The 22,421-nt window shown below is 70.9% G+C and carries 28 protein-coding genes and 1 tRNA gene; 16 read left to right on the top strand and 13 right to left on the bottom strand.

From position 1 onward, the window contains the following. Positions 1-45 precede the first annotated feature (45 nt). Complete coding sequence (locus tag ACQP2O_RS54795; RefSeq protein ID WP_433178701.1) at positions 46-1,578, top strand: GNAT family N-acetyltransferase; 1,533 nt, start codon at positions 46-48, stop codon at positions 1,576-1,578. A 33-nt stretch (positions 1,579-1,611) separates the two neighbouring features. Here ACQP2O_RS54795 and ACQP2O_RS54790 read toward each other — a convergent pair whose 3' ends face one another. From ACQP2O_RS54790 to ACQP2O_RS54780, 3 genes are all read right to left on the bottom strand, one after another. Then, complete coding sequence (locus tag ACQP2O_RS54790; RefSeq protein ID WP_433178698.1) at positions 1,612-2,550, bottom strand: NAD-dependent epimerase/dehydratase family protein; 939 nt, start codon at positions 2,548-2,550, stop codon at positions 1,612-1,614. Positions 2,551-2,695: 145 nt separating this feature from the next. Then, on the bottom strand, positions 2,696-3,061 hold the full coding sequence (locus ACQP2O_RS54785; protein ID WP_433178696.1) for a nuclear transport factor 2 family protein: 366 nt from the start codon (positions 3,059-3,061) through the stop codon (positions 2,696-2,698). A gap of 109 nt (positions 3,062-3,170) precedes the next feature. Next, positions 3,171-3,728 (bottom strand): helix-turn-helix domain-containing protein, encoded by a 558-nt coding sequence (locus tag ACQP2O_RS54780; RefSeq protein WP_433178694.1) that lies wholly within the window; start codon positions 3,726-3,728, stop codon positions 3,171-3,173. Between the two features lie 76 nt (positions 3,729-3,804). On the opposite strand from ACQP2O_RS54780, the gene ACQP2O_RS54775 reads away from it, so the two are divergent. After that, positions 3,805-4,452, top strand: a complete 648-nt coding sequence (locus ACQP2O_RS54775) for a B3/B4 domain-containing protein (RefSeq protein ID WP_433178692.1) — start codon at positions 3,805-3,807, stop codon at positions 4,450-4,452. Next, positions 4,449-5,282, top strand: a complete 834-nt coding sequence (locus ACQP2O_RS54770) for an EamA family transporter (protein ID WP_433178690.1) — start codon at positions 4,449-4,451, stop codon at positions 5,280-5,282. The genes ACQP2O_RS54775 and ACQP2O_RS54770 overlap by 4 nt, the downstream gene beginning before the upstream one ends. A 220-nt stretch (positions 5,283-5,502) precedes the next feature. Here ACQP2O_RS54770 and ACQP2O_RS54765 read toward each other — a convergent pair whose 3' ends face one another. The 3 genes from ACQP2O_RS54765 to upp all read right to left on the bottom strand — a co-directional run bounded on the left by ACQP2O_RS54765 (position 5,503) and on the right by upp (position 8,409). Further along, a complete protein-coding gene (locus ACQP2O_RS54765) occupies positions 5,503-6,834 on the bottom strand; it encodes a helix-turn-helix domain-containing protein (RefSeq protein WP_433178688.1) in 1,332 nt (443 codons plus the stop codon). A gap of 133 nt (positions 6,835-6,967) precedes the next feature. Next, positions 6,968-7,495, bottom strand: coding sequence for a PH domain-containing protein (locus tag ACQP2O_RS54760; RefSeq protein WP_360882293.1), 528 nt, complete (start codon positions 7,493-7,495; stop codon positions 6,968-6,970). 275 nt (positions 7,496-7,770) lie between these two features. Further along, a complete protein-coding gene (gene upp / locus ACQP2O_RS54755; RefSeq protein ID WP_433178685.1) occupies positions 7,771-8,409 on the bottom strand; it encodes a uracil phosphoribosyltransferase in 639 nt (212 codons plus the stop codon). Between the two features lie 307 nt (positions 8,410-8,716). On the opposite strand from upp, the gene ACQP2O_RS54750 reads away from it, so the two are divergent. The 4 genes from ACQP2O_RS54750 (at position 8,717) to ACQP2O_RS54735 (ending at position 10,261) form a co-directional block, all read left to right on the top strand. Next, on the top strand, positions 8,717-9,193 hold the full coding sequence (locus ACQP2O_RS54750) for a tRNA adenosine deaminase-associated protein (RefSeq protein ID WP_433178684.1): 477 nt from the start codon (positions 8,717-8,719) through the stop codon (positions 9,191-9,193). A gap of 26 nt (positions 9,194-9,219) precedes the next feature. Continuing rightward, positions 9,220-9,669: a tRNA adenosine deaminase-associated protein gene (locus ACQP2O_RS54745; protein ID WP_433178682.1), complete on the top strand. Its 450-nt coding sequence runs from the start codon at positions 9,220-9,222 to the stop codon at positions 9,667-9,669. 11 nt (positions 9,670-9,680) lie between these two features. Beyond that, positions 9,681-10,163 (top strand): tRNA adenosine(34) deaminase TadA, encoded by a 483-nt coding sequence (gene tadA, locus ACQP2O_RS54740; RefSeq protein WP_433178680.1) that lies wholly within the window; start codon positions 9,681-9,683, stop codon positions 10,161-10,163. Positions 10,164-10,174: 11 nt separating this feature from the next. Then, positions 10,175-10,261, top strand: a tRNA-Ser gene (locus ACQP2O_RS54735). Positions 10,262-10,585: 324 nt separating this feature from the next. Here the strand turns inward: ACQP2O_RS54735 and ACQP2O_RS54730 are convergent. Beyond that, positions 10,586-11,578, bottom strand: a complete 993-nt coding sequence (locus tag ACQP2O_RS54730) for an aldo/keto reductase (protein WP_433178678.1) — start codon at positions 11,576-11,578, stop codon at positions 10,586-10,588. 273 nt (positions 11,579-11,851) lie between these two features. Between ACQP2O_RS54730 and ACQP2O_RS54725 the strand changes: the two genes are divergently transcribed. The 6 genes from ACQP2O_RS54725 (at position 11,852) to ACQP2O_RS54700 (ending at position 16,161) form a co-directional block, all read left to right on the top strand. Beyond that, complete coding sequence (locus ACQP2O_RS54725; RefSeq protein WP_433178676.1) at positions 11,852-12,340, top strand: hypothetical protein; 489 nt, start codon at positions 11,852-11,854, stop codon at positions 12,338-12,340. 77 nt (positions 12,341-12,417) lie between these two features. After that, the gene (locus ACQP2O_RS54720) at positions 12,418-12,990 is read left to right on the top strand and encodes a TetR/AcrR family transcriptional regulator (RefSeq protein WP_433178674.1); all 573 of its coding nucleotides are present in this window, start codon (positions 12,418-12,420) and stop codon (positions 12,988-12,990) included. Between the two features lie 26 nt (positions 12,991-13,016). Next, on the top strand, positions 13,017-13,595 hold the full coding sequence (locus tag ACQP2O_RS54715) for a DUF4865 family protein (protein ID WP_433191533.1): 579 nt from the start codon (positions 13,017-13,019) through the stop codon (positions 13,593-13,595). Beyond that, positions 13,592-13,987: a carboxymuconolactone decarboxylase family protein gene (locus ACQP2O_RS54710; protein ID WP_433178673.1), complete on the top strand. Its 396-nt coding sequence runs from the start codon at positions 13,592-13,594 to the stop codon at positions 13,985-13,987. The genes ACQP2O_RS54715 and ACQP2O_RS54710 overlap by 4 nt, the downstream gene beginning before the upstream one ends. Further along, a complete protein-coding gene (locus ACQP2O_RS54705) occupies positions 13,984-14,895 on the top strand; it encodes a phosphotriesterase family protein (RefSeq protein ID WP_433178670.1) in 912 nt (303 codons plus the stop codon). The genes ACQP2O_RS54710 and ACQP2O_RS54705 overlap by 4 nt, the downstream gene beginning before the upstream one ends. 129 nt (positions 14,896-15,024) lie before the next feature. Next, on the top strand, positions 15,025-16,161 hold the full coding sequence (locus ACQP2O_RS54700) for an alpha/beta hydrolase (protein ID WP_433178668.1): 1,137 nt from the start codon (positions 15,025-15,027) through the stop codon (positions 16,159-16,161). Here the strand turns inward: ACQP2O_RS54700 and ACQP2O_RS54695 are convergent, their stop codons facing one another. From ACQP2O_RS54695 to ACQP2O_RS54685, 3 genes are all read right to left on the bottom strand, one after another. Then, positions 16,162-16,467, bottom strand: coding sequence for a type II toxin-antitoxin system VapB family antitoxin (locus ACQP2O_RS54695; RefSeq protein ID WP_433178666.1), 306 nt, complete (start codon positions 16,465-16,467; stop codon positions 16,162-16,164). Between the two features lie 27 nt (positions 16,468-16,494). Further along, a complete protein-coding gene (locus ACQP2O_RS54690) occupies positions 16,495-16,689 on the bottom strand; it encodes a hypothetical protein (protein WP_433178664.1) in 195 nt (64 codons plus the stop codon). A 64-nt stretch (positions 16,690-16,753) separates the two neighbouring features. Further along, entirely contained in the window at positions 16,754-17,353 is a 600-nt protein-coding gene (locus ACQP2O_RS54685) for a CGNR zinc finger domain-containing protein (RefSeq protein ID WP_433178662.1), read from the bottom strand. A gap of 78 nt (positions 17,354-17,431) precedes the next feature. On the opposite strand from ACQP2O_RS54685, the gene ACQP2O_RS54680 reads away from it, so the two are divergent. Beyond that, positions 17,432-18,667: an MFS transporter gene (locus ACQP2O_RS54680; protein WP_433178660.1), complete on the top strand. Its 1,236-nt coding sequence runs from the start codon at positions 17,432-17,434 to the stop codon at positions 18,665-18,667. Here the strand turns inward: ACQP2O_RS54680 and ACQP2O_RS54675 are convergent. Continuing rightward, the gene (locus tag ACQP2O_RS54675) at positions 18,642-18,992 is read right to left on the bottom strand and encodes a DoxX family protein (RefSeq protein WP_433178658.1); all 351 of its coding nucleotides are present in this window, start codon (positions 18,990-18,992) and stop codon (positions 18,642-18,644) included. The genes ACQP2O_RS54680 and ACQP2O_RS54675 overlap by 26 nt on opposite strands. Positions 18,993-19,100: 108 nt before the next feature. On the opposite strand from ACQP2O_RS54675, the gene ACQP2O_RS54670 reads away from it, so the two are divergent. Next, positions 19,101-19,541, top strand: a complete 441-nt coding sequence (locus ACQP2O_RS54670; RefSeq protein WP_433178656.1) for a MarR family winged helix-turn-helix transcriptional regulator — start codon at positions 19,101-19,103, stop codon at positions 19,539-19,541. Positions 19,542-19,647: 106 nt separating this feature from the next. On the opposite strand, the gene ACQP2O_RS54665 is transcribed toward ACQP2O_RS54670, so the two are convergent. Next, the gene (locus tag ACQP2O_RS54665) at positions 19,648-20,547 is read right to left on the bottom strand and encodes a LysR family transcriptional regulator (protein WP_433178654.1); all 900 of its coding nucleotides are present in this window, start codon (positions 20,545-20,547) and stop codon (positions 19,648-19,650) included. A gap of 72 nt (positions 20,548-20,619) precedes the next feature. Here ACQP2O_RS54665 and ACQP2O_RS54660 point away from each other — a divergent pair, with 72 nt between their 5' ends. Continuing rightward, entirely contained in the window at positions 20,620-21,222 is a 603-nt protein-coding gene (locus tag ACQP2O_RS54660; protein WP_433178652.1) for a short chain dehydrogenase, read from the top strand. Between the two features lie 57 nt (positions 21,223-21,279). Here ACQP2O_RS54660 and ACQP2O_RS54655 read toward each other — a convergent pair whose 3' ends face one another. Then, entirely contained in the window at positions 21,280-22,293 is a 1,014-nt protein-coding gene (locus tag ACQP2O_RS54655) for a zinc-dependent alcohol dehydrogenase family protein (protein ID WP_433178650.1), read from the bottom strand. Between the last annotated feature and the right edge of the window lie 128 nt (positions 22,294-22,421).

The raw sequence follows: 22,421 nt of genomic DNA, 5'->3' as shown, positions 1-22,421 counted from the left end.
GCTGCGCTCGCGGGAGGTGCCCGACGACGTTCCGGGGGAGCCCCGATGGGAAACGAGCCGATTCGGCCTGACGTGACGGTCGTCGAGGTGCCGCAGTGGCAGGGATCGTCCTCGGTGACCGCACATCGGCTACGCGCCGGAGCCCGCCTCCTCGGCGACCTCGTCCCCGCCGCCGACCGGGTGTGCGTCGATGTCGCGAACGACGACGGCCGCCGGGCGCTGGCCGCCAACGCCCGGCGGACACGCGCCGCATTGGAACGCGCCGATGGCCGGTTCACCGTCACGCTCGGCGGCGACTGCGGTGTCGAACTCGAGCCGATCGCCGCCGCGGCGCGCCGCCACGGCGACCGGCTCGCCGTCGTGTGGTTCGACGCGCACGGCGACCTCAACACACCGGAGTCCTCGCCGTCCGGCGCGTTCCACGGCATGGTGCTGCGCACGCTGCTCGGCGAGGGGCCCGCGGACCTGGTGCCCGACCGGCCCCTGAAACCCCGCCAGGTCGTGCTCGCCGGCGTACGGGACCTCGACCCGGCCGAGCGCGACTACGCGGCCGCCGCCGGCATCCCGACCGTCGGCGACCCGGACGCCCTCGTCGAGGCGGTCGGCGACGCGTCCGCCGTGTACGTCCACATCGACCTCGACGTCCTCGACCCGGAGGTGTTCCGTTCCGTCGGCGTGCCCACCCCACAGGGGCTGACCCCGGACCGGCTGCTCGCGATGGTGACCGCCCTCGCACGGCGGTTCGAGGTGGCCGGGCTCGGCATCACCGAGTACGAGCCCGCGCGGCCCGAGGATCAGGACCTCCTCGCCGGCCTGATCCGTCCCATCGCGGACGCCTGCCGCTCGTCGGTCGCCGCGGTGGTCGAACTCCGGGCCCGCGCCGCCTGGCCGGCGGAGTTCACCGAGGAGCGCGGGGGCTGGCTGCTACGGCACACCCCGGACGTCGGACGCCGTCGCTCGAACTCCGCGGTGCCGCCTCCGTCGGGCGGCGAGGCGACGATCGGCGATATCGAGCAGTTCTACCGGGACCGCGACCGGCCGGTCATCGTCCAGATCCCCGACGCCCTCGGCGACCTCGACGCCCTGCTGGACCGCCGAGGCTATCGTCGGGAGGCGCCGACGACGGTACTGACCGCCTTCACCGAGGAGGTCGTCGCGGCCACGGCGGGCGCGGAGACGCCGTCCGTCGACCTCGACGAGGACCTGGAACGCCCGCTGCGGGTCTTCGCCGAGTTGGACGACCACGCCGACACGACCGCGGTCGGGGAGAAGGTGATCTCCCGGATCGCACCGCCTGCCGGGTTCGCGAGCGTGACGCGGAACGGCAAGGCCGTCGGTATGGGGCTGTTCGTGGCCGACGCGGGGTGGGCGGGCGCCTTCTGCATGGCCACCCGCCCGGACGTTCGGCGGCAGGGCGTCGGCACCGCCGTCCTTGGCGCCGGCGCACGGTGGGCCGCCCGCCAGCGCGCGGACCGGCTCTACCTCCAGGTCGAAGCGGACAACGACGCCGCCTGGCGGCTCTACCAGAACGTCGGCTTCACCCCGTCGTACGCCTACCACTACCGGATCGCCCCCTGACCTGCGCGACCTTGAGATAGGAGCGACCCCGGGTCAGCGGCCGGCGCGGTCGGGCGAGCCCGACTCGACCCAGCGGTAGACCTCCTCGATGCCCTCGGCGACCGTCGTACGGGGCGTCCAGCCGAGGTCCCGCGCGGCGGCGTCGACGGCCAGGGCGCTGCGCTGCAGCTCACCCGCGCGGGCCGGTGCGAACTCCGGGTCCAGGTCACGACCGGCCGCCCGGCCGAGCAGGTCGATCAGCTCCCGGACGCTCGTCTCGCGGCCGGTCCCGATGTTCCACATGCCCGGCTGGTCGGTCCGGGAGGCGGCGAGGAAGGCCCTCGCGACGTCCTTGACGTACACGTAGTCGCGGGTCTGGTGGCCGTCGCCGAACACCGTCGGCCGCTCCCCCCGGACGGCGCGCCCGCAGAAGATGCCGACCACGCCCGCCTCACCGGCGGGATCCTGGCGCGGGCCGTAGACGTTGGCGAGCCGGAGCGCCGCGTGCCGCGTGCCGTACAGCCGGTTGTACAGGCCGAGGTACTGCTCGGCGCAGTACTTCGCCGTGCCGTACGGCGCCTCCGGCCCGGGCAGCACGTCCTCGGGCGTCGGGATCGGCGCGTCCACTCCGTAGATCGCGCCTCCGGTGCTGGCGAACAGCACCCGGGCACCGACCGCGCGGGCGGCCTCCAGCACGTTGACCGTGCCGACGACGTTGACGACCGCGTCGTCGGCGGGGGCGTCCACCGACACCCGTACGTCGATCTGCGCGGCCAGATGGCAGATCAGCTCCGGCCGTACGCGCTCGACGATCGAGCGCAGCGCGGCCGCGTCCGTGATGCTCGCCTTGTGGACGACGACGGAGGGGTCGAGGCGCCCCGGCCGGCCACGGGACAGGTCGTCGAGCACCGTGACCTCGTCGCCGTTGTCGAGGAAGACGTCCGTCAGATGAGAGCCGATGAAGCCGGCGCCGCCGGTCACGAGGATGCGCATGTTCCGCAAGCGTAGGCGATCCACACGCCGCCCCGGCATCGGCCGACCGCGAATGTGGATACACAGTTCCCACATCGATGCGCCACGCCACGGCTCGATATCGAGCCGTGGCGCGGGTCGCCGGGGCACGGTGTCGGTTCCCCGGTCAGGCGGCGGGCACCTTGTCGAGGAAGCCGTGGACGTTCTGGATCCGGCCGTCTTCGGCAAGGACCGCCACGTCGAACCCGATGATGACCGCCTCGGCGTCGGCCGGGCCGAGCTCCCAGGTGAAGCGGGCCAGGTTGTGGTGGGCGTCGACCGCCGGGCCGGGCCGGAAGACGAAGTCGGGGAACTGGGCCTGTACGGCGCCGATGACCGCGTCGATGGCGTCGTGCCCGGCGACGTCGGCCAGCGGGTCCAGGTACGTGCCGTCCTCGGTCCACAGCGCCTCGACCGCGGCGCGGCGGGCGGCGGGGTCCTTCTCGTTCCAGGTGTCGATGTAGCGGCCGACCAGCTCGTTGATGTCGCTCATGGCGTTCCTCCTTGAGATCCGATGCCTCAAAGATGCCGAAGCGCGAGCAGAAGATCGATTACGTGGGAGGTAATCAGAGTTCGGTCGGTGCGCGCGGCACGCTGCCTCGTCACAGGTCCATGACGGCGAGGACGAAACGGACGTCCTCGTCCCCTTCGTTCGCGTACGAGTGTGGTCGGTCGCCGTGGAAGACGGCCGCGTCCCCGGCGCCGATCTCGGTGCGGCTGCCGTCGACGGTGAGGCTCAGGCATCCGGAGTCCACGGTGACGACCTCCCGGGTGCCGGGTGTGTGCGCCTCGCTGTCGCGGCACTCGCCCGGGTGCAGGACCCATCGCCACAGCTCGATGGACGGGCGGGGATCGCTGCCGGCCAGGAGCGTGCCGGTGCCGCCGGACGTCCCTTGCCACAGGACGACGTGACGCTCGGCGGGGAAGAACTGGATCGGCGGCTCCTCCTCGACCTGCACGAGCCGCGTGAGGGGCACTCCGAGGGCCTCCGACACGCGGATGAGGGTGCCGAGGTTGGGGTTGCCCCGGGCCTGTTCGAGCGCGACCAGGACGCCCTTGCTGACCCCTGCTCGCGCGGCGAGCTGGTCGAGGCTCCAACCGTGCGCCGCGCGCAGGGAGCGTACGGTGCGGGCGACCGCGTCGCCGACCTTGTCCGTCACGCAGGACACCCTAGATGGTCATTCCATTGAACCGCACGGTATGCTGAACCGACCGATGATTCGAGAGGATGAGTCCATGCTCGAGCAGATCGTCATCGATGATGCGATTCGCACCTTGCGTCCCGATTTCGCGGTGCTGCTCATGACCGCGGAAGGGCTGGCGAACGGCCCGTCGGACGGCCGCGCCGTCGACACCGCCGGGGCCGAAGGTGCCGACGGCGGCCACGTCGAGGCCTGGCGGGAGGCGTACCGCGGGTTCGGCGTCAACCCCAAGCGCGCCCGGCCGTCGGTGGACGCCCTCCTGCGCCGTGGCGACCTGCCGGAGATCAACCGGGTCGTGGACGCCTACAACACGATCAGCGTCCGGTTCGAGCTGCCGATCGGCGGCGAGGACCTCGACGCGTACGCCGGTCCGGCCCGGTTGGTCCGCGCCACCGGAGACGAGCCCTTCGACACGGTCAAGAACGGCGAGGCGGTCGTCGAGCACCCGGATGCCGGCGAGGTGGTCTGGCGCGACGACACGGGTGTGACCTGCCGCCGCTGGAACTGGCGCCAGTGCACCCGCACCCGCATCACCGAGGACACCAAGAACGCCCTGTTCATCCTGGAGCGGCTGGAGCCGTACCCGATGGACCTGCTGGCCGCCGCGGGCGAAGCGCTGAGCGGTCTGCTCGCTGAGATCGCCCCGGGCGCCGTCGTCCGTACGCGCCTGATCGAACCGTGATCATCGCACTCGCCCTGGCCTCCGCGATCGCCTTCGGCGCCGGTGACTTCTGCGGCGGCGCGGCCTCGCGGCGGATCGACGACCTTCGCGTTCTGCTGGTCAGCCTCCCCGCCGGGCTGCTCCTGCTGCTCGGGGTGGCGGTGTTCGGCGGTCCGTGGCACGCGGCCGCGCTCGGCTGGGGAGCCCTCTCCGGACTCGCCGGGGGAGCCGGGCTGCTCGTCTTCTACCGGGCCCTCGCCATGGGCCCGATGAGCGTGGTCGCCCCGGTGTCCGGCCTGCTGGCGGCCGTCGTGCCCGCGGTCGTCGGCATCGCGCGCGGTGACCGGCTGAGCCTGACGGCGATCGCCGGGATCGTCCTGTGCCTCCTGGCCGTCTGCTTCGTCAGCATCGAGCGGGGCGGCGGGCCGGTCCGGCTGACGGGCGGTCCCGTCCTGGCGGCGGTCGCGGGCTCGTGTTTCGGCCTGTTCTTCGTGATCGTTCACCTGGGCGACGACGGCACCCTGTGGCCGCTGGCGGCGTCCAAGGCGGCCGGTCTCGGGGTGGTGATCGTCGTGGCCGTCGTGGCGCGCCGTGGGCCCCTCCCCCTGCTCAGGAACCGCGGCACCCTCGGCATCGCCCTGCTCGCCGGCGTCCTCGACATGCTCGGCAACGCGCTGTACGTCTTCGCCGCGCGGGCGGGTGCGCTGAGCATCGCCGGGGTGCTCAGCTCGCTCTACCCGGCCAGCACCGTGCTGCTGGCCCGCCTGGTGTACGGCGAACGGCTGCGGCCGGTCCAGCGCCTCGGCCTCGCCATCGCGGTCGTCGGCGTCAGCCTCGTCACGACCGGCTGAGCCGGCCGGTCGGGGCGGGTGAGCGCGGCCTCCGCCGGACCTCCGCGGCCGGCCAACGGCCGAGGCGCTTCCCGATGCGCCGGCCGGTGATCACCGAGGCGGGCCGGAGCGTACGCCGCCGTTGACCCCATGACCGAACGAGACGGCCGGGCGACGCGGATGAGCGTCGGCCCGACCGTCTTCGGCGTACGACCATCGGGACCGGCCCGACGGGTACGGGTCAGTGGCTGCTGAGGTTGGCGACGGCGCTCGAGTGCTGGGGGGTCGACCGGAGGCCGGCGGACTCCAGGGCCTTCCGGTAGGCCTCCATCATCGCCTCGCTGTCTCCCGCGGCGCCGAACAGGTCGCCCAGCTCCCGCCAGACCCGCGCGGTCGCCCGCGACGGGGGGAGCGCGTCGAGTTCGTCGCCGGTCGCGCGGAGCGCCGTCAGCGCCTCCTCGTGCTTACTGGTGGCCACGAGCGCCTGGGCGAGCATGAGCCGGGCCCGGATGACGGTGACCGAGCCGCCGGGGTGGGAGGCGAGCTCGGTCAAGACCCGCTGGGCGATCGTCACCGCGGCATCGGGCTCCCCGAGCACCATCTTCGAACGCGCCGTCTCGATGAGGCACTCGGCCGCGTCGGCGCCGCTCAGCGCCTGCTCCGCCGCGTGCAGGAGCTCCAGGGCCTTGTTCGCGGCCTCCGCCGACGCGTCGCCGGGCAGCAGGCTGCGCGCCGACGCGACGCGGAGGCGTGCCTGCGCGGTCGTCAGCGTGTCACCCGCGTGCAGCGCGAGCGCCTGGTCGGCGAGGTAGAGGGACTCCCCGCCCGCGCCTTCCTCGAGCGCCCGCCGGCTGGCCTTCCGGTAGGCCGTGATCATGACGGCCGGGTCCAGCTCGGACGCGGCGAGGAGGCGCTCGGAGAGCGTCCGTGCCTGCGCGGCGTCGCCACGGTCGAGGTAGGTGCTGATGAGGGTACGTCCGACCTCCGCGGCCTCCTCGCCGCCGAGCAGACCGAGCTCGGCCAGGCGCTCCAGCGCGGACTCGCCGAGCGCGATCGTACGGCCGAGGTCGCCGGCGGCGCGGTAACAGCGGGCGAGGACGACGATGACGGGCAGCCATCCCGCCCGGCCGCGGTCCCTCCCGGCCTCCTCACGGAGCTCCTCGAGCGCCCTGATGGCCTCTTCGCCGTCGCCGCGGGCCTCCAGCGCGCGGGCCTGCCCCCACCGAGCCCGCTTGGCCAGCTCGGGGTCGTTGTCGACCGCGGAGAGGATGTCGCCGAACATCCTGAGCGCCTGATCGGCGTCGCCGGCCAGCAGAGCGAGCTCCGCGTGGCGGACGCGAACCTGGAGATGCAGGCGCTCTTCCGGCTCGATGCCTTCGGACAGGTACTCCGGCAGGCAGCCCAGTCGGCTCGCGAGTAGCCGGACAACTGCGGGCGTCGGGGTTCGCTTCCCCGACTCGATCAATGAGATGTAACTGTCGGACAGCTCCGTCCCCGCCAGCTGCGCCTGAGACAGATGTTTACTCAGACGTAGGTTACGGACTCGCTCACCGACGCTTCCTTGACCCGGCATCTCGACTCACTTACCGAAGGGTTTCACCCGGAATGGGTTACGTCTTGTTCGTAGGGTGCACTACCTCACACATGGAGAGTAACCCAAACGACACGGACAACGTGGAGAAGTTTTGGTCAAGACGTGGGTCGAATCAGTCGTCAGCGTCGTCCTTGCTCGGAAAGATCATGCTGCAGACCTCGAGGTAGAGCTGTTCGGGGTAGGGGAGGAAGCTGACGACGCGGAACGCCTGGTCCTGACCTGCGGACTCGAGAACGAACTCTCCGTAGCCGAGCATCCGCCCGGTGATGGACCGCTGGAAGCTCATGTCCGTGACCTTCGACAGCGGCATCATCGCCACCTTACGGGTCAGCAGGCCCGTGGTCAGGAGCATGCGCTGGTTCGTTATGACGAAGTAGTCAACGGACCACTCCGCGACCTTCCATACGAACCACGCGAGCAGGATCAGCCAGGCCCACCAGATCCAGCTGACGACCGATCCGCCCTGCTTGGCCAGCAGGTTGCTCAGCACCCCGGCGACGATGAGGCCGCCGAGCACGAAGCCGATCGGGGTCATGAGCACCGCCGGATGACGCCGGACGGTGATCACCTGGTGCTCGTGCGGCAGGAGGTATCGGTGGATCGATGCCGGCGCCGAATCGCCGGGCGTGACCAGCCTCATAGCGCGGTCACGAATTCAGAGGGCGAATCGCTCGCCGGAGCCAGGCCGTCGGACGCGTGACGGGCGATGGGTCTCGTGCCGGGGGACTTCCCCAACGACACGGGCGTCAAGGCCCCGTCCGCCCGAGTGAGGTACTTCTTCAAGGAAACCCCGCCTCCCGAAGGCCGACCCACTGACCCATTTAATTTGTACACCAGGCGGCGATCCAGCCGCAAAGAGCCGCGCGAACGGATGCGCCGACCGCACCGGTTCGCGTCCGGGTACGGGCGCCCGCGCTAGACGACGCCGTACAGGCGGTCGCCCGCGTCGCCGAGGCCGGGGACGATGAAGCCGTTCTCATTCAGGTGCGAGTCGACCGCGGCGGTGACGATCCGGACCGGCACCGGGCAGTCCGCGAGCTTCTCCTCCATGTGGGCGAGGCCCTCGGGCGCGGCGAGCAGGCAGATGGCGGTGACGTCGTCGGCGCCCCGGTCCATGAGCAGCTGGATCGCCGCGGCGAGCGTGCCGCCCGTGGCCAGCATCGGGTCCAGGACGTAGCACTGGCGACCCGACAGGTCGTCCGGCAGCCGCGTCGCGTACGTCGTCGCCTTCAGGGTGCCCTCGTCCCGGACCATGCCGAGGAAGCCGACCTCGGCCGTCGGCAGCAGCCGGGTCATCCCGTCGAGCATCCCGAGCCCCGCGCGCAGGATCGGCACCACCAGGGGTTGCGGCCGCGTCAGCCGTACGCCTTCGGCCGCCGCGACGGGTGTGTCGACCGTCACAGGAGCGACACGAACGTCACGGGTCGCCTCGTACGCGAGCAGGGTCACCAGCTCGTCGGCGAGGCGGCGGAACGTGGGCGAGTCGGTGGTCGCGTCGCGGAGCGTCGTGAGCTTGTGCGCGACGAGGGGGTGGTCGACGACGAGGGTCTTCATATCCCGAACGGTATCCGAATGGATGCCTGAGCATGGGGAACGTACCGGCCATGAGCGAAGGGATGAGCCCCGAGGAGGTCCGCGAGCGACTGCGTCGCAGAGCGGTCTTCCTCCGGGAGTTGGCCGAGGCGCGGGAGCTCCGGAAACGCGTGTCCCCCCGGCGATCACGCCGAGAACGGGTCCGTGAGGCAGTCCGCATGCGCACCTTCCGAGCCAACTGACCGAACCCGGGTTTTCCCGTGCCGCGAATCTTTGGGCTCGGCATCTGCCAAGATGCCCGAGCAGGACGCGCGCGGCTGGGGTGAAGATGACTGAACTGGACACGGCGGACTTCGCTGTCGTCGTCTATCGCGAAGACAACGCGTGGGAAGTAGAGCAGCTTCCCATCGCACTGACAGAAGACCTCGAAGGGCTGGTCCACGCCCTACGGCAGCAGCCCAGCATCGGGGGCACGATCGGGTTGGTCGCGGTCGGCGACGACTTCTTCGTGGCCCTCCGGATGCTGGCCGACGAAGTCCTGGTCTTCCTCTCGGACGTCACCGCGTCCGTCGACTGGGTGCTGGCCCGGCAGATCGTGGAGTACCTCGAACTCGACATCCCCGACGACGAGGAGCTCGATCAGGTGCTTCCCGCCGGAGACATGTCGATCTTCGCCGACCTCGGCCTCGACGAGATGGAGCTCGGTGCGCTGTCCGGCGACCTCGACCTCTACCCCGACGAGATGCTGGCGAGCATCGCCAAACGACTCGGATTCGGCGCCGCCTTCGAGCGTGCGATCGAGTGACCCCGGGTTCGGGAGAGAATAGAACCGTGCCGTACTTCTCCGCGGTGTTCGCACATGGCGACGCCGGATGGATCGGGACCGAGCCCGACTTCAGCGAGGTCACCGGTCTCGACGACATCGCAGACATCATGCGAGAGGCCGCCGTCGAGACGGCGGCCGACACCGTCGTGCTCCTCGTCGAACAGGAGGACGAATGGTTCGCCGTCGTCCGCCTGGACGACGGCGAAGACCCCCGCGTCTTCCTCTCCGACGGCCGAGCCCCCGTCGGCAGCGAACTGGCCGACATGCTCAGCGCGCAACTCGACACCGAAGACGCGTCCACCGACGACCCGGTCGGCGACGCCGAGCTCCTCGGCGACCTCGGAACCACCCCGGACGCCCTGACCGCCCTCGGCGAGCGAACCCTCCCCGGCGACGCACTCTCGGTCGTCGCCGAAGGAGCCGGGTTCGCCGAGGAGTACGACCGGCTCCGATAGCCGGGGCCGTGATGGACACCGGAGCGCCGACGACCGACGAGGCGATGCGGCTCGCCCTCAAGGAGGCGCGGCGAGCCGCCGCCGACGTGCCCGTCGGCGCGATCGTGCTCGCCCCCACCGGCCAGGTCATCGGCGCGGGCCACAACGAACGCGAACGCACCGGCGACCCGACCGCGCACGCCGAGATCCTCGCCATCCGCCAGGCCGCCGCCTACCACGGCGAATGGCGACTGACCGGCTGCACCCTCGTCGTCACCCTCGAGCCCTGCACCATGTGCGCCGGAGCCGCCGTCCTCGCCCGGCTCGACCGCATCGTCTTCGGCGCCTTCGACCCCAAGGCCGGGGCCGTCGGCTCCCTCTGGGACGTCGTACGCGACCGCCGGCTCAACCACCGCCCCGAAGTCATCGCCGGCGTCCTCGCCGACGAGTGCGCCGCCCTGCTCACCGAATTCTTCGCCGGCCGACGGGACCGAGGACCGTCCGACTTCCGGTAGGCTCCCCTCTTGGTGGAGTCGCCTAGTGGCCGAGGGCGCACGCCTCGAAAGCGTGTGATGGGGCAACTCATCCGTGGGTTCAAATCCCACCTCCACCGCCGTGTTCGGTGCCCCCCTTCGGGGGGCACCTTCCCGTTTTTCCGCTTCCTTCCGGGGGGACGACCCCCCGGACCCCCCGGTGCGCGGCTGCGCCGCGCCTCCGCCCCCCGTGCTCGGTGCCCTTCGGGCACCTTCGCCTCTGCCGGATTCCATCCGGGGGCGACCCTTCGGGACCTCCCGTGCGGCTGCGTCGTGCCTCCGCGTGTTCGGTGCTCTTTCGGGGGCGCCTTCCCCGACTTCCCGGACTCCGCCCGGGGGCGACCCCGGTGCGCTCCTTTGGCTTTTCCGGAGGTGTTCTGGGATGTGGTTGCGTCGGGTGGGGGTTAGTACGCGGCGTTGAGTGTTGCTTGCTGGTCCGTTGTGAGTTCCAGGTCGACTGCGGCCAGACTCTCGTCTAGCTGTTCGACGGAGGAGGCGCCGATCAGCGGGATCATCGGGATATCGCCGCCCAGCAGCCAGGCGAGTACCACCTGGTTGACGGTCGCTCCTGTCTCCTTGGCCACTTCCTGGAGCGCCGTGTGGCGGCGAGGGGTGCCCGGGTGGTCGAACGCGGCGTCGAGCGGCTTGTCGTCACGTACGTAGCCGCCGCCCAGCAAGGGCGAGTAGGCGACCAGCGTGAGCTCGGGCTCGGCTCGCAGGTAGCTCAGCAGGTTTCCGTCGACCACGCCGAGGTTGCCGTCCTTGGACCGCAGCGTCGGTAGATCGGTGCGCGGTCGCAGGTAGGAGTGGTGATACTGCAATACCTCATAGCCGGGGAGCCCGGCCGCGGCCGCCAGGTTCCTGGCCCGCTCGAGTCGCCACGCCCAGTGGTTGCTCGCGCCGAGGAGACCCACGGTGCCATCCTCGACCAAGCCCGCGAAAGCCTCGACGGTCTCCTCCAGCGGCACTGTGGAACCCTCGAGATACGCGTGTGCGTACAGCAGGTCCAGCTTGTCCACCCCGAGCCGTTCCCTGCTCCGTTCCGAGGATTCCTTGATCACATGGGCGGACAGGCCCTCAAGATCGTGGGTGAGGCCGGTCGCCGGAGCGTTGGGCCGCCCTCCGAGCTTGGTGGCGATGACGATCTCATCGGTGACGTTGCGGCTGCGTCGCCAGCGGCCGAGCAGCGCTTCGCTTTCCCCTCCTTGAGTGCCGTTGACCCAGTAGGCGTAGTTATTGGCGGTGTCGATGAAGGTGCCGCCGGCCTCGACGAATCGGTCGAGGATGGCGTACGACGTCGCCTCGTCCGTGGCGGTGCCGAACAGCATCGCGCCAAGGCTCAGCACGCTGACTTCACGGCGAGTCTTCGGACCGCTGCCAATCGTGCGGTATTTCACGCCAAATCCCTCTCCTGCGGCCCGTCCATGTCGGGCGTTCGGCGGGAGTATTCAGCCTAGAGTCGGCTCTAGGTCAACCGACGGCCAGATGACGCCCTGGTGCGCCGCCCCCGTGGCGGACGCCTCGATGAGGTGCAGTGATTCATGGTCGTCGCGGGCCGCTGGGGAGGGGCCGGCGCGCGCGATGTGATCAGGTCGTGACCAGCTGTTGTGAACCGGGTCGTCCGTCACGTGATCTCAACCATCGGTCAGTGAAAGACTCAAGGAGGACCGGTGGCTACCGTCCGTCTGCGGTTCGCGGCGCTTGCCGCGCTCGCCGCCGCCCTGTGCGGCGGCTGTAAGAACGATCCGCCCGGCCACCACTCCTCGGTGAGGCCGTCTGCCGCCGGCACCTCGCCCACGGTACGGGCCTCTGCGACCCCGCGTCGTCTCAGTGCGGTCATGGTGAGCGCGCACAGTGCGGGCGGGCGTACGGAGGTGACGTACCGGCCGGCCACGATCAAGCACGTTGTGGACAAGTACACCGAGTACAACAAGGTCATCGTCGCCGGTCCGCGCGCGACGCTCGAGTTGAGTCCCGACGTTCGGATCGTGCTCATGGTGCCGCTGTACGGGATGGAACCCAACCCGCACCGGGTCACCGCGGCCGCCTTCGTCGGGGCGCTGGCCAAGAATCGGAGGCTTCTCCCGAACATCGGCTTCGAGGTCCGGGTCGGCGCGGACGGGCGGATCACCTCCCTGCAGCAGGTCTACGCGCCGTAGCGCGTGACCGTCGCTGCGGCCCGGGTTCGACCGGCTTGCGATTGCTTCTGTACCTACTGGTATGTACGCTCGTTTCCATGGATACCAGGGAGCGGCTGATCGAGAGCACGCGGGAGTTGCTGTGGGAGCGGGGGTACGTGGGGACGAGTCCCAAGGCGATTCAGCAGCGGGCCGGTGCCGGTCAGGGCAGCATGTACCACCACTTCACCGGCAAGCCGGATCTCGCGTTGGCAGCGGTGCGGCGCAGTGCCGAGGAGATGCGGGCCAAGGCCGAGCGTGAGCTCTCCGGGCCGGGCACGGCGTACCAGCGCATCGAGACGTACCTGCTCCGCGAGCGGGAGATCCTGCGCGGATGCCCGGTCGGGCGGCTGACCCAGGATCCGGATGTCATCGCGGACGCGGCGCTCCGGCGGCCCCTGGAGGAGACGTTCGACTGGCTGCGGGGACGCCTGGCGGAGGTTCTGGTGGAGGGGCAGGAGCGCGGAGAGTTGCCGGGCGGTCTCGACCCGGTCGCCACGGCGGCGACGATCGTGGCGACGCTGCAGGGCGGCTACGTGCTGGCCCGGGCCGCTCAGTCGGTCGAGCCGTTCGAGCACGCGATCAAGGGTGTGTTGGGCCTGCTCGCCGCCCAGACGACCACCGCCGTCTGACGAGGGGGAGCACACGCGTGTACGCGATGCAGTACGAGATCACGCTCCCCGCCGACTACGACATGAAGATCATCCGGGAGCGGGTGGCGACGCGGGGGCGGGCCATGGACGACTTCGGGGGACTGGGGTTGAAGGCGTTCCTGATGCGGGAGCGCGGGGTCGGCGGATCGCCGGTGAACCAGTACGCGCCCTTCTACCTCTGGGACTCCGTGGACGGCATGAACCGCTTCCTGTGGGGCGGCGGCGGGTTCCGCGGGATCGTGGACGACTTCGGGCGGCCGGGGGTGCGGCACTGGACGGGTGCCGGGTTCGAGCGCGGGCCGGCGTACGGTGCGACGCCGCGTACGGCGACCCGCCGTACGGAGCCGATCGGGGCGGGAGTGGACCCGGCGGGCGTGGTCGAGTCGGCACTGGAGGAGCTGGGGCGCCACGCCCGTACGGACGGCGTGCACACGACGGCGCTGGCCGTCGACCCCGGGCGGTGGGAGCTCGTGCACTTCACGCTCTGGGCGGACTCGCCCGCCGCGGCGGACGGCGACCGCTACGAGGTGCTGCACCTTTCCGCGCCGGGCCTGGACGATCTTCCGAGAGGGCGGCAGTGGTGAACCACGATCTGCGAGAGGCACGGCTGGATCGGGAGGCCGGGCACCGCCTGCTCGAGATCCTCCAGGACGAGCGGACCCGGCAGGGCACGCTTCCATGGTTGGAGGAGCTCGCGCCCGGATTCCCCGACTGGATCGTGACCGCGCTCTTCGGCGGCACGTACCAGCGCGACGGCCTGTCGCTCCGCGACCGGCAGCTGGTGAACCTCGCGGCCCTCACCACGCTCGGCGGGGTGGACCCGCAGTTGACCGGCCACGTCCGCACGAGTCTGCGGGTGGGGCTCACTGCGGAGGAGATCGTGGAGGTCTTCGTTCACCTGGCGCCCTACATCGGGGTGCCGAAGGCACTGGCCGGGCTGAGGGTCGCCGCGGCCGTGCTGGAGGACGAGGAGTGAGGGCCGCTCGTACCGTTCTCGGCGACGTTCCGGCGGAGGACCTCGGGATCTGCGACGCTCACGACCATCTGTTCTTCCGGAGTGCGCGGCTGCCGGGGCAGGAGCTCGACGACGTCCCCGCGGCGATCGATGAGGCGCGGGCGTTTCACGCGCTGGGCGGCCGTACGGTCGTGCAGTGGACGCCGTACGGGCTGGGCCGGCGCGCGGACGCGCTCGCGGAGGTCTCGCGGGCCGGGGACGTGCACGTGATCGCCGCGACCGGGCTGCACCAGGCGGCGCACTACGAGCCGGAGGTCCTCCGGGAGGTTCGTGGCCGGCTGGACGCGTTGTTCGTCACGGAGCTGACCGAGGGCATGCACGGGGGTGGCCGGGCCGGGATGATCAAGGTGGCGGGCGGCTTTCACGGGCTGGACGGGCATGCCCGGTCCGTGCTGGGCGCGGCGGCACGGGCCCATCAGGCGACCGGCACGCTCATCGGCGTGCACCATGAGCTCGGGACCGCGTCGCTCGACGTCCTCGATCTGCTGTGCGGCCGGCACGGCGTGCCTCCGGAGCGGGTGATCCTCGGGCACCTGAACCGCTTCCCGGACCCGCGTGTGCACGCGGAGGCGGGCGAGGCCGGTGCGTTCCTGGCGTTCGACGGCCCGTCGAGGGCCAACCACGCGACCGACTGGCGGCTGTTCGACCTGCTCGCCGCGCTCGTCGAGGCGGGGCACGCGGACCGGCTGCTGCTGGGCGGTGACACGACGACGGCGGCCGCCCGGGCGTCGACCGGCGGCGGTCCCGGCATGCCGTACCTGCTGCGGGTGATGCGGCCGCGGATCGTTCGTGATCTGGGCGAGGACGTCGCCGAAAAGATCTTCGTGGCGAACCCGGCGCGGGCGTTCGCGGTCGACTGGCGGTGCTGACCACCTGTCCGGAAGGTAAAGGAAACTTGGCGCTCTCGTCGGCCGCATCGCGAACTAACACGTCGCCACGGACGTCATGCTTACTGACCGGAGTCGTCCGGCCGAGCGCCAGGCGGGGTAGGGAGGGTCGTGTTCGGTCCACAGGGCTTCTTTACCTTCACCGTGCTCGTGATCGGTTTCATGAGCGCGCTGTACTGGCTGGTCAGAACGCGAATGCTGGCGCTGAAGATGGTCGCCGGGGTGGTCGCCTTCGCCCCGGCGATGCTGTTCGGCGTCGCGCTGGTGAACAAGTTCTACGGCTACTACCAGAGCTGGGACGACGCCTGGCGCGACCTGACCAACCAGGCACCGGCGAGCGTCGCGCGCGTGCCCGACCTCGGAGACCGCCTCGACCAGGTGCTGAACGAGGCGGTGAAGAAACGGAATGCGCGTAAGAACGGGTTCGCCCTCGAGACCGTGCTGACCGGGGTGAAGAGCAACATCACCCGTCAGGGCATGATCTACCTGCCGCCCCAGTACTTCCAGCGCCCGTACGCGGCGCAGCGGCTCCCCGTCATCGAGCTCATCCACGGCGCGCCGGGGAACCCGGGCGACTACGAGGGCCGGCTGAAGATCTCCGGGATGTTCCGCAAGCTGATCGCCGCGCACAAGGCCAAGCCGGCGGTGCTCGTCATCCCGGACGTCGGCGGCGGACCGGACCGGACCACGCAGTGCCTGAACACGGTCGGCGGCGAGCAGGACGAGACGTACGTGGCCTATGACGTGCCGGACCTCGTCGCCTCGCGGCTGCGCGTGGAGCCGCCCGGTCCCGCGTGGGAGATCGCCGGGTTCTCCGAGGGCGGCTACTGCGCGGCCAACCTGGCGCTGCGGCACCCGGACCGGTACGGGATCGCGGCCTCACTGAGCGGCTACTACGAGCCGTTGCGGCACAACCGGCTGCCGCAGCCGGTCGACCCGTTCGCGCGCAACAAGGCGCTGCGCGACGCGAACTCCCCGCTGAAGGTGCTGGCGCAGCCGCGCCTGAACGGCCGGATGCCGAAGTTCTGGGTGATGACCGGCAGCGGCGTCCAGGTCGACCTGGTACAGGCGCAGGCGTTCGTCGACCTGGTGAAGCGGTTCCAGCCGGACGTACCGTTCCTGATCATCAAGGGTGGCCAGCACAACTACGGTGCGTGGCGGGAGGCGTTCCCCAAGATGTTCGAGTGGGCGACGCCACGGCTGTGGAGCGCCACTCCCTGCCCGCCGGGTCCCGGTCTTAAGTGCTGACTAGCGCGCGCCTTCGTCCAGGTCGAGGACGCGGGCGTGGAGCACGAGGCGCTGGTGGAGGGCCGCCCGGAGTGCCCGGTGCAGGCCGTCCTCCAGGTACAACTGGCCGCGCCACTGAACGACGTGCGGGAACAGGTCGCCGTAGAAGGTGGAGTCCTCGGCCAGCAGGGAGTTGAGGTCCAGCCCGGCCTTCGTCGTGATCAACTGGTCGAGGCGGACCTGGCGTGGGGGAACGCTCGCCCAGTCCCGGGAGCTGAGTTTGTGCTCCGGGTAAGGGCGGCCCTCGCCTACTGCCTTGAAGATCACGCCATGCAGTTTAATGCGGGTGCGACCTCATCGGCGCCTCGTCCGCCAGGCCCGGCCACGCGCCCGCCAGTCGTATCGGGTGCCGAACCCGGCGAGGTGCAGCGCGATGAACAGCAGTCCGAGCGTGTCGAGGGTCGGATAGTTGAAGAAGTCCGAGCCCTTGCCGAGCCAGTCCGCGAGCAGGGCGATGGCGAAGCAGACCGCCGCGAGCAAGACGAACATCGTTGCCTCCTGAGGTAGATCCGCGTCCCCCGAGACGCCCAAGAGATCTCCCACAGGACGAAGATCAAACCTCGGGTGAGACGGCTCTCGCCTTGTCGCGGAGGGTGGTCTTCTTGGCGCGGTTGCCGCAGGTCCCCATCGAGCACCAGCGCCGGGTGCCCGGCCGTGAACCGTCGAGGAAGAGGGCCCCGCACCGCGGGCCCGCGCATTCGCGGACGCGGGCGATGGCGGCCGAGGTGACGAGGTCGAGGGCGTCCCGCGCGATCAGGGCGAGCGTCGCCGTGACGGGGTCGTCCGCCCGCCACCGGACCTGCCCGGACGCGTCGAGGCTCGGCACCGGTACGGGGGCGGCGGCGGCCCGGTTGAGGTGATCTCGGGCGGCGTCGCCGCAGGACGCCGGCTCTCCGGTACGGAGGGCCGCGATGACTAGGGCGTGGACCGCCTCCCGGAGCTCACGGGCGCGGGTGACCTGGTCCGGGCCCGGCGCGACGGTCTCGTCGAGCCGGTACGAGCCGCACTGTCGGATCCAGGCGGCCAGTGCGGCGCCGTCGGGCAGCTCCTCCGCCTCTGAGGGCATCCCCCGGTACCGCAGGGTGCGGATGAAGTCCAGGCACAGTCGGCCTGCTCCCTCCCGGAACCGCACGGTGTCGCTCGTCGTGGCCATGCCCCACCTTAACTCCGGAACCGGTTTAACTGGTACCGTCTGGAGAACCAGTTAAACAGGTTCTGTTTGTGAGGTGCCGTGTCCCCCCGACCCTCTCCCCCCACCGAGGCATCGCAATCCGCCCGATCCATTCCCGAATCCGGGCCGCCGGGCTGGCTGGTGCTGCTGCTCGCGGTCTCCTGCGGCCTGACCGTCGCGAACCTGTACTACGCGCAGCCGCTCCTGGCCGAGCTCACCCGTTCCTTCGGCATCAGCGGCCTCGCCGCGGGCGGCCTGATCACCGTGACGCAGGTCGGATACGCGGCGGGCATGGTGTTCCTCGTCCCCCTCGGCGACCGCATCGAGAACCGGCGCCTCGTCTCCACCCTGCTCCTGCTGACCTGCGCGGCGCTGCTCGTCTCCGCGACCGCGCCGGTGTTCCCCGTGCTCCTGGCCGCCTCGCTCGTCAGCGGAGCGACCTCCGTCGTCGTGCAGATCCTCGTCCCGTTCGCCGCCGACCTCGCCCCGGACCACACCCGCGGCCGCATCGTCGGCCGGGTGGTGAGCGGCCTGCTCACCGGCATCCTGCTCTCCCGCACGCTGAGCAGCCTGCTGGCCGACCTCGCGGGCTGGCGTGTCATCTACTTCACGTCGGCCGTTCTCATGGCGGTGCTGGCGCTCGTGCTCCGCTCGACGCTGCCGGCCCGCGCCCCCAGCACCGGTCTCTCGTACGGTCGGCTGCTGCGCACGACCGTCCACCTCGTGCGCGTGCACGCGCCGCTGCGGCGGCGGGCGCTCTACCAGGCCGCGATGTTCGGGATGTTCAGCGCCTTCTGGACGACGATCTCCTTCGTCCTCACCGGCCCGCCGTTCCACTACTCCCAGCTCGGCGTCGGACTGTTCGCGCTGGTCGGCGCGGGTGGCGCGCTGATCGCCCCCTGGGCGGGACGCTGGGCCGACCGGGGACTGACCCGCCCGATGACGGCCGTCGCCTTCGTCGTCGCCGCCCTCTCCTTCGGCGTCGCCGGGGTGGGTCGGCACAGCGTGATCCTGCTCGCCGTCGCGGCGATCCTCATCGACATGGCCGTACAGACCACCCTCGTCCTCGGCCAGCACACCGTCTACGCCCTGGACCCCACCGCCCGCGCGAGGCTGAACAGCGCGTACATCGCGACCCTGTTCCTGGGCGGCGCGGTCGGGTCACAGTTCGGGTCGGTCGCCTACCACGAGGGCGGCTGGACCGCCCTCGCCGTCTTCGGCGCCGCCCTGCCCGTCCTGGCCCTCCTCGCGTGGTGCACCGAACGCCGCGTCAAAGAGACAGCGCCCGCAGGGTGAGGACGACGGCGGCGATGATCAACATCACCAGCGCGTTGGGCAGGCCCTTGAAGTCGCTCTTGCGCAGGTGGGCGCCCACCGCGCCGATGAAGTAGAGGACGACGCCGATCGCGGCGGCGAGCCCCAGCGGGCCGTACCACAGGCCGATGACCAGGCCCGCCGCGCCGGCGATCTCGCAGGCGGCCAGGAACGGGAACATGCCGAGCGGCACGCCGACGGCGGTCATGCCCTCGACGATCATCTTTTGGCGGGTCAGCTTGGCGAACGCGGAGAACAGCAGCGCGACCGTCAGCAGCAGGCCGACGATGGCATAGGCGACGAACATTGCGGGGCTCCCGATGATTGGAACATATGGAGCATGGAGGGTAGCAGATCGTTGAAGACTTTCAATGATCTACACTTGCCGACTATCTGCGGCTTGTATCATCGAGGCGTGATCTCGCACCGTCCCGGCCTCGCCCTCGCCTACGCAGGGCAGATCGCCAACGGTCGGATCAAGAAGGCCCTGGCGGCGCACGGTCTCAAGCCCGCCCACTCCCACGTCCTGATGCTCCTCACCGAAAAGGGCGCCATGGGGCAGCAGGCCCTCGTGGAAGAGCTCCGGGTCGACCCGAGCGTGCTGGTGGCCATCCTCAACGACCTGGAGAGCGCCGGCCTGGCCGAGCGCCGCCGCGACCCGGCCGACCGCCGCCGGCACATCGTCGAGATCCGCGACCGGGGCAAGGAACTGCTCGAAGAGGTCGACCGCGCCGTCGCGGTCGTCGAGGCGGGGCTCTTCGCCGACCTGGCCCCCGACGAGCTCACCACGCTGCAGCACATCCTCGAACGCGTCCGGCCCGGCGCCGACGACGGAAGCTGCGCCGAAGACACCTGACGGAGTCTCTGCCGGGACGATCAGTGGCTTCGGTCCGCCGGTATCCGGCCTTGAAAGCGCGCACGCCCTCGGACCCAGCGGTCCGAGGGCGCCTTAGACCGTCATATCAGGTGGCACGGAGCGGTCCCACCTGACGGAGCGCCGCCAAGGCCGCGGCGATCGCCGGTTGGTGTTCGGTGCCCGCGCGTACCAGCGCCTCGACGGTCCGTCCCCGACCGGGGAGCGGCAGCAGCGCGATGCCTGCCGGCGGGGCGGTGCACAGGAGGTTCGGCAGAACCGTCACGGCGAGCCCGGTCGCCACCAGGGACAGGGCCGCTCGCAGGTCGCTGTAGCGGTGGTCGATCCGCGGCGTGAAGCCCGCGTTGCGGCAGGCGTGCAGCAGGACCTCGTCACAGGCGCTGGACGCGGGCGCCGAGATCCACGATCGGTCGCGCAGGGGCCCGAGTCCGTCCTCCTGCACCGCGTGCCGCAGGTCTTCGGGTACGGCGACCATGAGGGGGTCGTCGAACAGCGCGACCGCGGTGATCCCGCTGCGCGGCGGCGAACCGAGCAGGTGGTAGTGGTACGCCACCACGAGATCGAGGCCGTGCTGCTTCAGCCGCGGAACGGAATCCTCCGGCTCGGATTCGACGATCCGTGGCCGAAGCCGAGGGTGCCGAACGGCCAGCTCGGCGACGAGCGGCGCCGCCACGGTGGGCAGAGCGCTGGGGACGCAGCCGATGTCCAGCTCGCCGCCGGGCTCGGCGTCCAAGGCGCGGACGGCGCCCTCGGCGCGCTCCAGCGCGGCGAGCACGTGCTCGGACTCCGCCGCGAGGGCCGCTCCGGCCGCGGTGAGTCGCAGAACGCGTCCCTCTCGGCGGATCAGCGTCGCGCCGGCCTCCGCCTCCAGGACCCGCAGCTGCTGGGAGACCGCCGAGGGGGTCACGCCGTGGAGCTCCGCGACGGCCGTCACCCTGCCGTGCTCGGCGAGGTCACGCAGCATCGTCAGGCGTTTCACCTCGAGCATGAGTTGAGCTTAACAAGTGCTGTAGATGAAGTAGCTGGACTTCACAATGTCGCCTGGGTCATGCTTCCCGCCATGAAGATCCTCCTGATCGGAGCGAACGGCACCCTCGGACGAGCCGTCCACGCGGTCCTCCTCCAGCGCGGCCACGAGGTGATCACCGCCTCCCGCAGGGACAGCGACCTCTACGTCGACATCACCGACCCCGCCTCCATCGGCGCCCTGTACGAGCGGGTCGAGTCGGTCGACGCGGTCGCGTGCGCGGCGGGCCCCGTCCCCTGGCGGCCCCTCGCCGAACTCGACCTGCGAGACATCCGGGACGGACTGGAGGGCAAGGCCGTCAGCCAGGTCGAGCTGGTCCGCCAGGGCCTCCGTCATGTCGCCGAGGACGGTTCGTACACGCTCGTCACCGGCATCCTGGCGCGCGACCCGATCCGTACGGGCGCGGTCGCCTCACTGGCCAACGGTGCGGTGGAGGCGTTCGTGCGCGCCGCAGCGATCGAGCTTCCGGGCCGGCAGCGCATCAACGCGGTGAGCCCCACGGTCTTCGAGGAGTCCCTCCCGGAGTACGACGCGGCGTTCGCCGGCTTCGACGCCGTGCCCGTACGCCGGGCCGCCGCCGCGTACATCCGTTCCATCGAAGGCCACCAGACCGGGCAGGTCTATCGAGTGGAATGAGCGGGCGACGCGGCGTCAGGGCCGCCCGGTGGTCGGCCACGACCTCCGCGTCGCCCCTCAGGCGTGGCTGACGATCACCTTGCCGAAGCCGCCGCCGGACTCGATGTGGGCGAAGGCGTCGTGGACCTTCTCGAACGGGAAGACCCGGTCGATCACGGGGCGCAGGCGATGCGCCGCGACGGCGCGGTTCAGTTCGAGGAAGTGCGCCCGGCTCCCCGTGGCGACGCGGTGGAGCACCGCGCCCGCGCCGAAGAGAAGCCCCGGATCGATCGGCTTCGCCCCCTCCGCACCGGACAGCCAGTAGCCGACGAAGGCCACCTGCCCGCTCGGCGCGACGGACTTCAACGACTGCTCCAGCGGGCCCGTCGCGTCGACGACGCGATCGGCGCCCACGCCACCGGTCAGGTCGCGTACCCGCTCCGACCACTCGGGGTTCTCCCGGTAATCGATCACCTCGTCGGCGCCCAGCTCCCGCAGTCGCGCGGCCTTGGCGGCGCTGGAGGTCGTCACGATCACCCGGGCACCTGCCAGCCCGGCGAACCGCAGGACGAACAGCGACACCGCCCCGGACCCCAGCGTCAGCACGGTTTCGCCGGGACGGGGCGCGCCGCCGCTGGTCAAGGCGTTCCACGCGGTCACCGCCGCCAGTGGGAACGCCGCGGCCTCCTCGTACGACAGGTGCTCCGGGATGGGCACGACGCCGTCCTCGCTCAGCACCGCGTACTCGGTGAGCATCCCGTCGATCATCGTGCCGAGCTGCGCGGCCCTGTCCCGCCGGAACGGGCCGTCGAGCCAGTACGGGAAGACGGTGGCCGCGACCCGGTCGCCCGGCTTGACCCGGCCGACGTCCTCCCCGACCGACACGACCTCTCCGGCCCCCTCGCACCCGGGCACCACGCCCGGTCTGATCGGCAGGGGATAGTCGTCGGCGAGCACCATCAGGTCACGGAAGCCGAGGGCGTTCGCGCGCACTCTGACCACCACCTGTCCCCGTCCGGGCTCGGGCTCGGCGTGCTCCTGGACCGACAGACCGGCGAGTCCCCGGCCGGGGTCGAGGTGATAGCTCTTCATCGAATGGCCTCTCACAGTCTCGGCCGGCCCACGGCGGGCCGCCGGACGTGATCCTCCGGAGGGCACCTGACGTCCGGCAATTCCCTCGAGGGAATCGTCGGCCTCCCCGAACGCCCGGTAGAACTGCG

The sequence above is a fragment of the Actinoallomurus sp. CA-150999 genome (genome assembly GCF_050942425.1).
Lineage (GTDB): Bacteria > Actinomycetota > Actinomycetes > Streptosporangiales > Streptosporangiaceae > Actinoallomurus.
This window is presented reverse-complemented; position numbering and strand designations above follow the sequence as displayed.

Bases quoted from the DNA above. Each gene is read 5' to 3' on its own strand.
- ACQP2O_RS54785 (WP_433178696.1), bottom strand. From the start codon at position 3,061: ATGAGCGACATCAACGAGCTGGTCGGCCGCTACATCGACACCTGGAAC.
- ACQP2O_RS54690 (WP_433178664.1), bottom strand. From the start codon at position 16,689: ATGTTCGTCTTGCTCGCGGCGGTCTGCTTCGCCATCGCCCTGCTCGCG.
- ACQP2O_RS54660 (WP_433178652.1), top strand. From the start codon at position 20,620: ATGAAGATCCTCCTGATCGGAGCGAACGGCACCCTCGGACGAGCCGTC.
- tadA (WP_433178680.1), top strand. From the start codon at position 9,681: ATGGACACCGGAGCGCCGACGACCGACGAGGCGATGCGGCTCGCCCTC.
- ACQP2O_RS54775 (WP_433178692.1), top strand. From the start codon at position 3,805: ATGCTCGAGCAGATCGTCATCGATGATGCGATTCGCACCTTGCGTCCC.
- ACQP2O_RS54760 (WP_360882293.1), bottom strand. From the start codon at position 7,495: ATGAGGCTGGTCACGCCCGGCGATTCGGCGCCGGCATCGATCCACCGA.
- ACQP2O_RS54765 (WP_433178688.1), bottom strand. From the start codon at position 6,834: ATGCCGGGTCAAGGAAGCGTCGGTGAGCGAGTCCGTAACCTACGTCTG.
- ACQP2O_RS54685 (WP_433178662.1), bottom strand. From the start codon at position 17,353: ATGGCCACGACGAGCGACACCGTGCGGTTCCGGGAGGGAGCAGGCCGA.
- upp (WP_433178685.1), bottom strand. From the start codon at position 8,409: ATGAAGACCCTCGTCGTCGACCACCCCCTCGTCGCGCACAAGCTCACG.
- ACQP2O_RS54715 (WP_433191533.1), top strand. From the start codon at position 13,017: ATGCAGTACGAGATCACGCTCCCCGCCGACTACGACATGAAGATCATC.
- ACQP2O_RS54655 (WP_433178650.1), bottom strand. From the start codon at position 22,293: ATGAAGAGCTATCACCTCGACCCCGGCCGGGGACTCGCCGGTCTGTCG.
- ACQP2O_RS54675 (WP_433178658.1), bottom strand. From the start codon at position 18,992: ATGTTCGTCGCCTATGCCATCGTCGGCCTGCTGCTGACGGTCGCGCTG.
- ACQP2O_RS54790 (WP_433178698.1), bottom strand. From the start codon at position 2,550: ATGCGCATCCTCGTGACCGGCGGCGCCGGCTTCATCGGCTCTCATCTG.
- ACQP2O_RS54720 (WP_433178674.1), top strand. From the start codon at position 12,418: ATGGATACCAGGGAGCGGCTGATCGAGAGCACGCGGGAGTTGCTGTGG.
- ACQP2O_RS54750 (WP_433178684.1), top strand. From the start codon at position 8,717: ATGACTGAACTGGACACGGCGGACTTCGCTGTCGTCGTCTATCGCGAA.
- ACQP2O_RS54795 (WP_433178701.1), top strand. From the start codon at position 46: ATGGGAAACGAGCCGATTCGGCCTGACGTGACGGTCGTCGAGGTGCCG.
- ACQP2O_RS54665 (WP_433178654.1), bottom strand. From the start codon at position 20,547: ATGCTCGAGGTGAAACGCCTGACGATGCTGCGTGACCTCGCCGAGCAC.